This is a genomic window from Streptomyces sp. MAR4 CNX-425, assembly GCF_048656465.1.
In the GTDB taxonomy this organism is placed as follows: domain Bacteria; phylum Actinomycetota; class Actinomycetes; order Streptomycetales; family Streptomycetaceae; genus Streptomyces.
Window position 1 is genome coordinate 667,384 of sequence record NZ_JBMDLF010000003.1, and the last position, 12,481, is coordinate 679,864.

The 12,481-nt window shown below is 73.6% G+C and carries 11 protein-coding genes; 2 read left to right on the forward strand and 9 right to left on the reverse strand.

Features of this window, described 5'->3' with window-relative positions; all coding sequences use genetic code 11:
- Window positions 1-38 precede the first annotated feature (38 nt).
- The 7 genes from ACHZ99_RS12690 to ACHZ99_RS12720 form a co-directional block, all read right to left on the reverse strand.
- Window positions 39-1,100, reverse strand: a complete 1,062-nt coding sequence (locus ACHZ99_RS12690; RefSeq protein WP_420304705.1) for an ABC transporter ATP-binding protein — start codon at window positions 1,098-1,100, stop codon at window positions 39-41.
- 38 nt (window positions 1,101-1,138) lie between these two features.
- Entirely contained in the window at window positions 1,139-1,990 is an 852-nt protein-coding gene (locus tag ACHZ99_RS12695) for an ABC transporter permease (protein WP_420304576.1), read from the reverse strand.
- The gene (modA, locus tag ACHZ99_RS12700; RefSeq protein ID WP_420304577.1) at window positions 1,987-2,811 is read right to left on the reverse strand and encodes a molybdate ABC transporter substrate-binding protein; all 825 of its coding nucleotides are present in this window, start codon (window positions 2,809-2,811) and stop codon (window positions 1,987-1,989) included. The genes ACHZ99_RS12695 and modA overlap by 4 nt, the downstream gene beginning before the upstream one ends.
- Before the next feature lie 14 nt (window positions 2,812-2,825).
- Entirely contained in the window at window positions 2,826-3,212 is a 387-nt protein-coding gene (locus ACHZ99_RS12705; protein ID WP_420304578.1) for a TOBE domain-containing protein, read from the reverse strand.
- A 125-nt stretch (window positions 3,213-3,337) separates the two neighbouring features.
- Window positions 3,338-3,952 (reverse strand): DJ-1/PfpI family protein, encoded by a 615-nt coding sequence (locus tag ACHZ99_RS12710; RefSeq protein ID WP_420304579.1) that lies wholly within the window; start codon window positions 3,950-3,952, stop codon window positions 3,338-3,340.
- Complete coding sequence (locus tag ACHZ99_RS12715) at window positions 3,949-4,950, reverse strand: GlxA family transcriptional regulator (RefSeq protein ID WP_420304580.1); 1,002 nt, start codon at window positions 4,948-4,950, stop codon at window positions 3,949-3,951. The genes ACHZ99_RS12710 and ACHZ99_RS12715 overlap by 4 nt, the downstream gene beginning before the upstream one ends.
- Window positions 4,951-5,153: 203 nt before the next feature.
- Window positions 5,154-6,347 carry an MFS transporter gene (locus ACHZ99_RS12720; RefSeq protein ID WP_420304581.1) on the reverse strand — a complete coding sequence of 398 codons (1,194 nt, stop codon included), beginning with the start codon at window positions 6,345-6,347 and terminating at the stop codon, window positions 5,154-5,156.
- Between the two features lie 91 nt (window positions 6,348-6,438).
- Between ACHZ99_RS12720 and ACHZ99_RS12725 the strand changes: the two genes are divergently transcribed.
- Window positions 6,439-7,017 carry a helix-turn-helix domain-containing protein gene (locus ACHZ99_RS12725; RefSeq protein ID WP_420304582.1) on the forward strand — a complete coding sequence of 193 codons (579 nt, stop codon included), beginning with the start codon at window positions 6,439-6,441 and terminating at the stop codon, window positions 7,015-7,017.
- A gap of 80 nt (window positions 7,018-7,097) precedes the next feature.
- Here ACHZ99_RS12725 and ACHZ99_RS12730 read toward each other — a convergent pair whose 3' ends face one another.
- Window positions 7,098-8,741, reverse strand: coding sequence for a PstS family phosphate ABC transporter substrate-binding protein (locus ACHZ99_RS12730; RefSeq protein WP_420304583.1), 1,644 nt, complete (start codon window positions 8,739-8,741; stop codon window positions 7,098-7,100).
- Between the two features lie 261 nt (window positions 8,742-9,002).
- On the opposite strand from ACHZ99_RS12730, the gene ACHZ99_RS12735 reads away from it, so the two are divergent.
- Window positions 9,003-11,651, forward strand: a complete 2,649-nt coding sequence (locus ACHZ99_RS12735) for a carbohydrate-binding protein (RefSeq protein ID WP_420304584.1) — start codon at window positions 9,003-9,005, stop codon at window positions 11,649-11,651.
- Between the two features lie 105 nt (window positions 11,652-11,756).
- Here the strand turns inward: ACHZ99_RS12735 and ACHZ99_RS12740 are convergent, their stop codons facing one another.
- Complete coding sequence (locus ACHZ99_RS12740) at window positions 11,757-12,479, reverse strand: SDR family oxidoreductase (protein ID WP_420304585.1); 723 nt, start codon at window positions 12,477-12,479, stop codon at window positions 11,757-11,759.
- Between the last annotated feature and the right edge of the window lie 2 nt (window positions 12,480-12,481).

The window sequence follows — 12,481 nt, forward strand, 5'->3', positions numbered from 1 at the left end:
GCGGGCCCGCTCGGGCAGGCGGGCCACGCCGCGGTCGTTCAGGCGGGGTAGGCGTGGGTCTGGGTCGCCTTGACGGCCGCCCAGACCGTCGCCCCCGGGTGCAGGTCGAGTTCGGCGGCGGCGGTGGTGGTCAGGTCGGCGGCCAGGGGGAGTTCGCCGGTGAGTTCGGCGCGGATCTGGTCGGCGTGGGTTTCCAGGCCGGCGACGGCGCAGCGCCAGAGGTTGCGGGCGCTGGAGCCGGTGGGGCGGTCCCGGTGGAGGGTGACGGCGCTGGGCGGGAAGGCGACGTACGCCGGGCCGGTGAGGTGGTCGGCGGTGGTGATCGCGGGTCCGTCGGCGAGGTCGACGGTGTGGCCGCGGGCGTGGCCGCGGTAGAGGTTGAGGCCGACGAGGTGGGCGATGTAGTCGGTGCGCGGGTGGCGGGCGACGTCGGTGGGGGCGCCCTGCTGGACGAGGTGGCCGTCCTCGATGACGACGAGGTGGTCGGCCAGGACCATGGCGTCGAGCGGGTCGTGGGTGACGAGCACGGCGACGGCCTCGAAGTCGGCCAGGTGGCGGCGGAGCCCGGCGCGCACGTCGAGGCGGGTGCGGGCGTCGAGGGCGGCCAGCGGTTCGTCGAGGAGCAGCAGCCGGGGCCGGGTGGCCAGCGCGCGGGCGAGCGCGACGCGCTGCGCCTGGCCGCCGGAGAGCCGCCGCGGCTTGGCGGCGGCGTACGCGGCGAGGTCCATCCGCGCCAGCCAGTCGGCGGCCTCGGCACGGGCCGCGGCCTTGCTCGCGCCGCGGCAGCGCGGGCCGAAGGCGACGTTGTCGAGGGCGCTGAGGTGGGGGAAGAGCAGGTAGTCCTGGAAGACGACGCCGATCGGCCGGTCCTCGGGCGGCGTACGGTCCAGCTCGGCGGCGTCGAGGCGCAGGTGCCCGCCGGTGAGCGGGACGAGGCCGGCGAGGGCGCGCAGGGCGGTGGTCTTGCCGGCGCCGTTGGGGCCGAGGAGCGCGACGACGTCGCCGGGGCGGGCGGTGAGCGCGACGTCGAGGCGGAAGGTGCCGCGGTCGACGACGAGCCGGGCGTCGAGCCCGGAGCCGGGCCCCGCGGCGGCGGGCATCGCGGCGTCCCGCCCCGCGCTCTCGCCTCCCGGGCCGCTCATGCGGAGGTCATCCAGCGGTCCCGCAGCCCCGCCAGCACCGCCACCGACACCGCCAGCAGCACCAGGCTCAGCGCGATCGCCGCCTCCGGGTCGCGTTGCAGCGCGAGGTAGACGGACAGCGGCATGGTCTGCGTACGGCCCGGGAAGTTGCCCGCGAAGGTGATCGTGGCGCCGAACTCGCCCAGCGCCCGCGCCCACGCCAGCACCGCCCCGGCGGCGATGCCGGGCGCGACGAGCGGCAGGGTGACGCGGCGGAAGGCGGTGAAGCGCCCGGCGCCGAGGGTGGCGGCGGCCTCCTCGTAGCGGGGGTCGGCGGCCCGTAGCGTGCCCTCGACGGCGATGACGAGGAACGGCATCGCCACGAACGCCTCGGCGACCACCACGCCCGCGGTGGTGAACGGCAGCGTGACCCCGAACCAGTCGTCCAGCCACCGCCCCACGACCCCGTTGCGCCCCAGCGCCATCAGCAGCGCCACGCCCCCGACCACCGGCGGCAGCACCAGCGGCAGCGTCACCAGGGCCCGTACGAGACCCCGCCCCCGGAACTCGACCCGCGCCAGCAGCCACGCCAGCGGCACCCCGACGACCAGGCTGAGGGCGGTCGCGGCGGTCGCGCAGAGCAGCGACAGGCGGAGCGCCTGCCAGACCTCGGCGCTGGTCAGCAACTCGGGCATGCCGCTCCACGGGGCGCGGAGCAGCAGGGCGAGCAGGGGCAGGACGAGGAACGCCAGGCCGAGCAGGGCGGGTACGAGGAGCGGCAGCGGCACGCCCGCGCGCGGGCGGGGACGGGGGCGGCGGGGCCCGGCCGGCGGCGCGGCGCCCTTGTCCGTCGCGGAAGGGGGCGTCACGGCGCGAGGAACCCGGCCTCGCCCAGCACCTTCCGCCCCTCCGCGGACCGCACCAGCTCGACGAACGCCCGGCCCGCGGCGGCGTTCGGCGCCTGGCGGAGCAGCGTGACCGGGTAGTCGTTGAGCGCGTCGGCCGCCTCGGGGAACCCGACGCCCGCCACCTTGCCGTCCGCGGCGCGCACGTCGGTCCCGTAGACGACGGCGGCGTCGGCCTCCTTCAGCACCACCTTGTTGAGGGCGGACTTGACGTCCTCCTCGTACGACACGGGGGTGAGGTCCAGCCCGCCGGCGTCCAGCGCCTTCCGCGCGGCGGCGCCGCAGGGCACCGCCTCGTCGCAGAGCACGACCTTCAGGCCGGGGTCGGTGAGGTCGCGGAGCGAGGCGATCCCGTCCGGGTTGCCGGGCGGGACGGCGATCTCCAGCCGGTTCCGTACGAAGGTGGCGGGGGTGCCGGCGGCGGCGCCGGCGTCGGTGACGATGTCCATCGTGGCGGGGCTGGCGGAGGCGAAGACGTCGGCGGGGGCGCCGCCGGTGATGCTCGCGGCGAGGGCGTCGCTGCCGGCGAAGCTGAACGTCACGTGCGTCCCGGGGTGCTTCTCCTCGAAGCGTTCGCCCAGCTTCTCGAAGCTCTCGGTGAGCGAGGCGGCGGCGAAGACGGTGACCTCACCGGACACCCCGCCGGACGTACCGGAGCCGTCGCCCGAGCCGGATCCCGGGCCCGGGCCGGAGCAGGCGCTCAGGACCAGCAGACCGGCGGCGGCGACGGCCGCCACGACGGCCCCGGGGGCCCGGCGGGCCCGGCGGGCGGAGCGGGTCGGCACGGGGCGGCCCTCCACTACGGCCTCTCGACGACCACGTTGGTCGACTTGATCACGGCCACCGCCGGCACCCCCGGCTCCAGACCCAGCTCCTCCGCCGACTCCCTGCTGATCATGGACACCACCCGGAACGGCCCCGCCTGGATCTCCACCTGCGCCGAGACGTCCCCCCGGTGCACGTCGGTGACGATCCCGGTGAAGCGGTTGCGCGCGGAGGACCCGGTCGACTCCCGCTCCGCCCGGTGCATCTCGCGCGCGTACGCCGCGAGGCCCGCCCCGGGGATGATCCGCCGCCCCGCGTCGTCGCGCTCGGCGGTCAGCTTCCCGGCGTCGACCAGGCGCCTGACGGTGTCGGCGCTGACCCCGAGGAGCGCGGCGGCGTCGCCGATGCGGTACGTGTGCATGCCGTCGATGGTAGCAACGCACCCGCGAGGCAGATACCCACCACGACTCAGCAGAAGCAAGCCCGCCTACCGAAAATCCTCGCACATGCGTAGACGCGGCCGACCCGGCACGTCGCGCGGCCGCTCTACGCCCGGCCGGCGAGGGGCTCGTCGGCGAGGTAGGGCGGCGCGGGCTCGTACTGGATGTACCGGCGCACCGCGCGGGCGTGCTCGGGCCCGTGCAGGTGGCCCACCAACCACAGGGCGCTGTCGATTCCGGCGGACACGCCCTGGCTGGTGAGCAGGTTGCCGTCCACGACATAGCGGGCGTCGCGGACGACGGTGACGTCCCCGCGCGCCTCCAGCGTGTCCTCGTAGCTCCAGTGGGTAGCGACGCGCCGCCCGCGCGCGAGCCCGGCGGCGTGCATGAGGGCCGTGCCGGTGCACACGCTGGCGGCCCAGGAGACCTGCGCCGCGGTCCTGGCGATCCAGCCGGTGACGACCGGGTTGCGCAGCTCCGCCTCGCGCGCCCCGCGCCCGCCGGGGACCAGCAGCACGTCGAGGGGCGGGTGGTCGTCGAGCGTGTGGTCGGGCAGGACGCGCATGCCCTTGTTGCAGCGTACGGGCCCCTCCCGCTCGGCGATCAGGACGGCGGTGTCGGCGTGGTCACGCAGCATCGACGAGGCGGTGAACACCTCCCAGGGGCCGACGAAGTCCAGCTCCTCGGCCTCGTCGAAGATCAGCAGTCCGTAGGTGGTCACGCGTGCTCCTGTTCGTGTTGCCGTGCCGCATGGGCGTCGTTGGTGGACCGGAACCGCGCCCGGTAGTCGGAGGGCGCGATGCCGAGATGGCGGTGGAAGGTGCGGCGCAGCGTCTCGGCGGTGTTGAACCCGCACCGCCGCGCGACGGCCTCGACCGGGTCGTCGCCCTCCGCGAGCGCGCGCTGGGCGGCCTCGACCCGTACCCGCTCCACGTACGAGGCGGGCGGCGTGCCCAGTTCGGTGGTGAACCGGCGCTGGAGGTGACGCGGGCTCAGCCGCGCGCAGTGCGCCAGCTCGGCGATGCCGTGCCGGGCGCCGGGGTCGGCGTGGATCGCCGACACCGCGGCCCGGATCGGGTCGGTCGCGGGCTCCTTCGACCACAGCGCCACGCTGAACTGGGACTGGCCGCCGGGCCTGCGCAGGAACATGACCATCTCGCGGGCGACGGCGTGGGCGACGTCCCGCCCGAGATCGTCCTCGACGAGCGCGAGGGCGAGATCCATTCCGGCGGTGACGCCGGCCGACGTCCAGACGTGCCCGTCCCGGATGAAAACGGGCTCGCAGTCGACCTCGACCTCCGGATGCTCCCCGACGAGCTGCCGCTCACGGGCCCAGTGGGTCGTGACCCTCCGCCCGTCGAGGAGCCCGGCGGCGGCCAGGAGGAACACCCCGCTGCACACCGAGGTGACGCGGCGGGCACACGCCCCCGCGTCCCGGACCCACCCGGTCAGCCGCGGATCGAGGCGCGCCCGGTCGACTCCGCCGCCGCCGGCCACGACCAGCGTGTCCACGTCCTCGGGAGCCACCTCGTCCACCCCGTACCCGGCGTGGACCGGCAGCCCGCTCCCCGCCGCCACCGGCCCGGAACGGGGCGCCACCACCCGGAGGCGGTAGCCGCCGGCCAGCTGCCCGGCGTGCTGGAACACCTCGTGCGGGCCGACGAGGTCGAGAGGCTGGAACCCCTCGAAGATCACGAAAACAACGCTCCGCTCCTTCACCCCTCCACCCTCGGGGATCCGGCGTCATGGCGTCCACGACACGCACCCCACAGATCGCGCCACGGGGCCCGCGACCGACCGCGCCGCCGGCGGGTTCCTCCGCCTGGTGATTGCCCGGCAAAGTGGCTAGGTTGCCCGCGCCTCGCCCGATTCCCAACAGATGGGGAGTGACCCCTTCCGCCCCGCCCGTCGCCGTACGGCTTTCAGCGGGGCTGGCGGGGCCGGTCGAGGAGGATGAGGGGGACCGCGGCCGCCGCCAGGGCGGCTCCGATCAGGCAGACCGACGTGAGCGCGGCCCCGTGCGTGAGCGAGATCGCCGCGAGGACGGGGGTGATGCTGATGCCCAGCTGGAAGGCCGACACCGTGGTGGCCCCGGCGAGGGTCGGGGCGGCGGCCGCGATGGTGAAGACGCGGCCGTAGAGGGCCGGGTTCAGTACGAACGCGGCGATGCCCATCAGGAGGACCGTGGGCACCACCGCCCACACCTCGTGGATCGCGGCGAGCATCACGAGCGACAGCAGCACGGTCGCCGACGCGCCGGTCAGGAGCGCGAGGTGCGGGCGCCGGTCGGAGACGCGGCCGCCGATGGACAGGCCGACGAAGGCGCCGGCCCCGAAGAGCGCGAGGATTGCCGGTATCCACGCCTCGGGGAGGGCGGTGATGTCGTCGAGCATGGCCGCCAGGTAGTTGAACGTGATCATGTACGCCGCGGTGGTCAGGATCGTGATCGCGTAGATGCCCCACAGCGCCGGTTTCCGCATCGTGGCGAACTCCCGCGACACGCTCGGCGCGGTGGTGCGGTCGGCGTGCGGGTCGGCCCCGGGGAGGCCGAGGAGGCAGCCGAGGATCCCCGCCACCGTCAGGGCCACCACCGCCCAGAAGCCGCCGCGCCAGTCGGTGAAGTGGCTGAGGAGCGTGCCCGCGGGACCGCCGGCGACCATGGCCACGCTGAGACCGCTGACCACGACCCCGGAGGCGCGGGCGTTGCGGTCCGGCGTCACCAGGCCGATCGCGGTCACCGACGCGACGGCGAAGAAGCCCGCGTAGGCGATGCCCGAGACCACCCGGGTGGCCAGCAGCACCGGGTAGTCGCCCAGCAGCCCGACGGCGACGGAGGCGGCGAACACGCCCTGGGTGGCCATCAGCGCGGTGCGGCGGGGCCAGCGCAGGCTGAGCACGGCGAACGGCGGCCCGCCGAGGACGACGCCGAGCGCGAACGCGGTGATCAGGAACCCGGCGGAGGAGAGGGTGACGTCCAGGTCGTCGGCCACCGCCGGCAGCACGCCGGCCAGCAGGAACTCCGCGCTTCCCATCGCGAACAGGCTGAATCCCAGCAGGTACACCCCCGCGGGCAGCCTGTCGGAGCGGCTGCTCCGGGTCGTCTCCATCGTGTCCATGCGGATCACCTCCACCGAGAGGATCGGGACACCCGGGAGAAAACAGCAAAGAATGTTGCCGGTTCCGGGACGCATCCGTTGACTGCCTCCCATGGACCAGCAGCCGACCGTCAGCGCCGCGATCGAGCAGGTCGCTCCCCGACTGCGGCACGCCCGCCGGCAGAAGGGCGTCAGCCTCGCCGCCCTGGCGCGCGCCACCGGCATCTCGACCAGCACGCTGTCCCGGCTGGAGTCGGCCCAGCGCAAACCCAGCCTCGAACTGCTCGTGCCGATCACCGCGGCGCTCGGCATCCGCATCGACGAGATCGTCGCCGCGCCCCGGGTACTCGACCCCCGCGTGCCGCAGGAGCCCACCGGGAAGGACGGCCGCGTGCTGATCCCGCTGTCGCGGCAGCAGGGCGAACCGCGCGCGTACAAGATGACCATCCCCGCGCACGACGAAGAGCCCCACCTGCGGACCCACGCGGGCTATGAATGGCTCTACGTGCTCCGCGGGCGGCTCCGCGTGAAACTGGGCGACCGCGACTTCGTCATGGGAGCCGGCGAGGCGGCCGAGTTCGACTGCCATGTTCCGCACTGGTTCGGCGCCGCCGGGCGCGGCAGCGTCGAGGTGCTCAGCCTCTTCGGAAAGCAGGGCGAACGCATCCACCTCCGCACCCCCCGACGCTGACCGCCGGAGGGCGGCCCCTCCCGCGTCGTCCGCGGTGACGAGGGGCATCCGTGGCCGGCGGATGTCCCGGTATCCGCGCCTCAGCCGGGCCGGCACTCCCCCGTGTTCCGCGTCTCGGAGCACAGGCCGTGCCCCTTGTCGTGCAGGATGTCGCGCCCGGCCTGCCGGGTGAGGTAGTTCAGGAACGCCGCGGCTATCGACCCCGCCGGCGGATCGCCGAAGGTGTACGCGAACTCCGTCTGCCAGTACGGGTAGTTGGCGTCCTCGACCGCCGCCGGCGTCGGCTCCCTGCCGTCCATCCGCAGCTTGACGAGCCGCCCCGCGTCCGGGTGGCCGCCGACCCGGGCGGCCTCGCTGTAGCCGACGGCGCCGGGGCCGGCGGCGACCGCGTCCAGCATCGCGTCCGTACCGCTGACCTCGCAGCGGCCGTACCGGCGCGCGGACAGGGCGGCGCAGTCGGTCTCGGTGAACTGCGGCGGCTCCTGGCCGTCCAGCACCTTGGCGACCAGGGTGCCGCGGGTGCCCGAGCCGGGCTCGCGGTTGACGAGGTGGACGGGGACGTCGTTGCCGCCGAGGTCCGACCAGTTCTCGACGCGGCCGGCGAAGAGGTCGCGTATCTGCGCCCGGCTCAGGTTCTCCACGCCCGCGCCCTCGTTGACGACCAGCGTGAACACCGAGAAGGCGACGGGCCGCGGGATCAGCCGGGGGTGGCCGTCGGCGGCGAGGCCGTCGGTGAAGGCCAGATGGTCGCCGAGCCCCTCGCCGACCGGGATCCCCGCGTCCGTACCGGCCTCGTCCAGCTCGGTGACCCCGTCGGTGCTGCCCCGGAACGTGTCCTCCGCCAGCGGAATCGTCACGTCCGCCCCCTCGCAGCGGGCGGTGTAGTCGGCGGCGGCGGCCCGTACGGCAGGCTCGAAGGCGGTGGAGCCGTGCAGGTACAGCGTGCCGCCGACGCAGCCCAGCGGCGGCCGGCGCTCGTCGCGGAGGAAGAGCGTGAACCCGGCCTGCACGACGACGGCCGCGATCAGGATCCAGATGGCCCACCAGGCGGGCCGCGACGCGAAGACGTGGCTCTCGGTCCGGGTCGCCCGCAGCCGCAGGAACCGCGCCAGCGGGTCGTACCAGCGGTGCAGCCCGTCGGTGCCCTGGACGACCGGGGGCGGGAAGCGGTCGCGGCCCTCGTCGTCGGGCCAGCGCTCCAGCACGACGAGCACCTTGTACTCGGCGCCGCGCGGCAGCGTGACCTTCGGCAGCTGGATGGTGCCGGTGCGGTCCGACGCGTCGTTGTGGCGGCGGAAGCCGGGTTTGGCGACGACCTCGCGCACGGTGTCGCCCTCGGTCCGTACCTCGAAGAAGAAGTCGCGCAGGAAGTCGTCGCTCGGGTCGGTGAGGACCACGGCCGTGACCCGGCGGTTCCGGAAGGTGACCTTGATGCCGTGGTGGTCGGCGGGGTCGGCGAGGTAGTCGTCCGAGACGATCTTCACCGAGCCGGCGTTCTCGACGCGCAGGAGGACGAAGGACGGGTCCTTGAGCTGGTGCCCGTCGTGCTGCATGTCCCCGAGCACGCCGGCGTACGGCTTGTTGGCGGCGTCGGCGGCGAGCGTGTCCATCTGGACGCGGTAGCCCAGGCGCTTGCGGCCGATGACGGCGAACTCCCACAGGAACGCCAGAACGGGGAACGCGAGGCTGAGAATCGCGATCCACTGCTCGATCCGTTCGCTCACCGACGGGTCACCCGAATCTCCTTGAGACGTGCGGTTGTTGGGAGGAGACCAGGGTGGGGAGCCGGTACGGACAGCGGCCAGGGCTGCCGGAAACGTCCGGCGAGTGTTCATCCGCGGGCCATCTGCGACACGTTCCGTTCGCTCATTCCGCCGGTGCCCGCGCGGCGAACGGCGGCGGGGCGGCAACTCGGCGGCCCTCAGGAACAACTACGGCATGGAGGGGGGCAACGCTCACCGTTCGAAGACGAGCAGGGAGACGAGATGAGACGACGGCGAGGCAGGCTGCGGCTCCACGCGGCCCTGGCCGCGATGGCCCTCACGGCCGCGACCGGTTCGGTCCTGTCGATGACCGGGGCGTCGGCGGCGACCGGCGACGCCACCGGCTACGCGACGCAGAACGGCGGCACCACCGGCGGCGCGGGCGGGCAGACGGTGCGGGCCACCACGGGAACCGAGATCAACGAGGCCCTGTGCAACCGGGCCGGCGCCGACACCCCGGTGGTCATCGAGGTGGAAGGGACCATCAACCACGGCAACACCAGCGACGTGTCGGGCGACAGCTGCGACGTCACCGACGACGTGATCGACCTCAAACGGGTCAGCAACGTCACCATCGTCGGGGTCGGCGGCGGAGCGGTCTTCGACCAGCTCGGCATCCACATCCGGGAATCCAGCAACATCATCATCCAGAACGTGACCGTCCGCAACGTCCGCAAGTCGGGCTCGCCCACCTCCAACGGCGGCGACGCCATCGGCATGGAGAGCGGCGTCCGCAACGTCTGGGCCGACCACCTCACCCTGGAGGCGTCGGGCGGGGAGGACGAGGGGTACGACGGGCTGTTCGACATGAAGAACGACACCCGGTACGTGACCCTGTCCTACAGCATCCTGCGCAACTCCGGCCGCGGCGGCCTCATCGGATCCAGCGAGAGCGACACCTCGAACGGCTACGTCACGTTCCACCACAACCTGTACCGGAACATCGACTCCCGCACGCCCCTGCTGCGCGGCGGCGACGCCCACATGTACGCCAACCACTACGTGGGCCTCGTCAAGTCCGGCATCAACTCCCGCGCCGGGGCCCGCGCCAAGGTCGAGAACAACTACTTCCAGGACTCCAAGGACGTCCTGGGCACCTTCTACACCAACGAGCGCGGCTACTGGGACGTCGGCGGCAACATCTACGACAACGTGACCTGGTCGGACGAGGGCGACGAGAACTACCCGGCCGGCCCCGACCCGCAGTCCACCACCACGGTCGGCATCCCGTACCCGTACAGCCCCGACGACGCCGCCTGCGTGCCGGAGGTCGTGAACGAGACGGCGGGCGCCGGCAAGGGCCTGAAGGTGTCGGACGGGACCTGCACGCCGCAGGACCCGGATCCGACCGACCCGCCGGACGACGGCGAGACGGCGCGGTTCGAGGCCGAGTCCTCCTCGGCGACGTGCGACGGCGCGATCGAATCCGAACACGCCGGCTACTCCGGCACCGGGTTCTGCAACACCGACAACGCCGCCGGCGCGGCCGCGGGGTTCACCGTCGAGGCGGCCGAGGCCGGCTCCGCGACCCTGGAGGTCGGTTTCGCCAACGGCGGCTCGTCGGCCCGCGGCGCGGACCTCGTCGTCAACGGCACCACGGTCCGGTCGGTCTCGTTCGAGGCCACCGGCTCGTGGACCACCTGGTCCACCAAGTCCCTGGAGGCGCCGCTGAGCTCCGGCACCAACACCGTACGGCTGGTCGCCACCGGCTCCGCGGGCCTGCCGAACATCGACTACCTGGACTCCCCGACCGGCACCCCGCCGGACGACGGCGGCGGCGACCCGCCGACCGCGGACGCCCTGTACGTGGCGCCGGGCGGCAGCGACGGCGCCTCCGGGAGCGAGTCCGACCCGACGACGCTCACCGCGGCCATCGACCGGATCGGGCCCGGCGGGACGATCTACCTGCGCGGCGGTACGTACCACCCCGCGCAGACCGTCCACATCGAGCCGGGCAACGACGGCGTCCAGGGCAACCGCACCGAACTGTTCGCCTACCCCGGCGAGACCCCGGTGCTGGACTTCTCCGCCCAGAGCGAGGACTCGTCCAACCGCGGGCTGGCGATCGGCGGCGACCGGTGGCACCTGCGGGGCCTCGTCGTCGAACACGCCGGCGACAACGGGATCCTGCTGGGCGGGAACGACAACATCATCGAGCGGGTGGTGACCCGGTACAACCGCGACACCGGGCTGCAACTGTCGCGCTACACCGCCGGTGCCCCCTCCTCCGAGTGGCCGTCGAACAACCTCGTCCTCAGCTCGGAGTCCCACGACAACGCCGACTCCGACGGCGAGGACGCCGACGGGTTCGCCCCCAAACTCACCACGGGCCCGGGGAACGTCTTCAGGAACTGCGTCGCCCACCACAACATCGACGACGGCTGGGACATGTACACCAAGGACGACACCGGCCCGATCGGCGCGGTCACCGTCGAGGACTCGCTCGCGTACGGGAACGGAACGCTCTCGGACGGCACGCAGAACTCCAGCGGCGACCGCAACGGCTTCAAGCTGGGCGGCGAGGACATCGCGGTCGACCACACCGTGGTGCGGACCATCGCCTTCGACAACGGGAAGCACGGCTTCACCTACAACAGGAACCCCGGGTCGATGACGATCGAGAACAACCTGAGCATCGGCAACGAGGAGCGCAACTACAACTTCGACGCCGGTGACTCGACGTTCCGGAACAACACCTCCTGCGACGGCGGGTCGAACGACCGGATCATCGGCGACGACGCCGGCGGAAACCAGTGGTGGTCCGGCTCCGACGGATCCCGGTGCGCCCCGTACTCCGGCTCCCTGGACTGGTCCTTCGCCTCCGACGGCGGCCTGACGGTCACCATCGGAGGCACGCCGGTGGACCTGTAACCGGCCCGGCCCCCGGGGTAGGCGCCGACGGCACCCGGCCGGCCCGTCCGCATCGACCGGACGGGCCGGCTTCCGCCCGGGGGTCCGCCCGGGGCGGCGGTCCGCTCAGACCAGCAGGCCGCCCGTGGCGCGGATGTTCTGGCCGGTGACCCACGCCGCGTCCGGCCCGGCGAGGAACGCCACCACCGCCGCGATGTCCTCCGGGCGGCCCAGGCGTTGCAGGGCCGTGAAGGCCGCCGACTGGACCAGGGCCTCCGGGGGGTTCGTGGCGTGGAGGAGGTCGGTCTCGGTGGCGCCGGGGGACACGGCGTTGACGGTGATGCCGCGCGGCCCCAGCTCCCGCGCCGCGACCCGCGTGAACTGCTCCAGCACCGCCTTGCTGGCGCAGTAAAGCGCGTGACCCGGCGCGGGAACGGCGGTGTTGAGCGTGGAGATGTTGACGATCCGGCCGCCCTCGTCGGGCATCAGCGCCGCGGCCTCGCGCATCGCGAGGGCCCCGAACCGCGCGTTCGCCGCCATGACCCGGTCGAACTCCGCCGCCGTCAGCTCCGCGAGCGGCATCCGCGGGTTCACGGCCGCGTTGTTGACCAGGATGTCGAGCCCGTCGCGGACCGGGGCGAACGCCTCGGCGAGAGCCTCGGGCCGCTCCTGGTCGGCGCGGACGGCGCGAGTGCCGGGGACGGCCCGGAGGACCTCGTCCGCCGCGGCCTCGTTCTCCTTGTACGTGAAGACCACGCGCGCGCCGTCGCGGGCGAGCCGGGTCACGATCGCCCGGCCGATGCCGCGGGAACCGCCGGTCACCAGTGCCGTTCTGCCGTTGAGCGCCATGG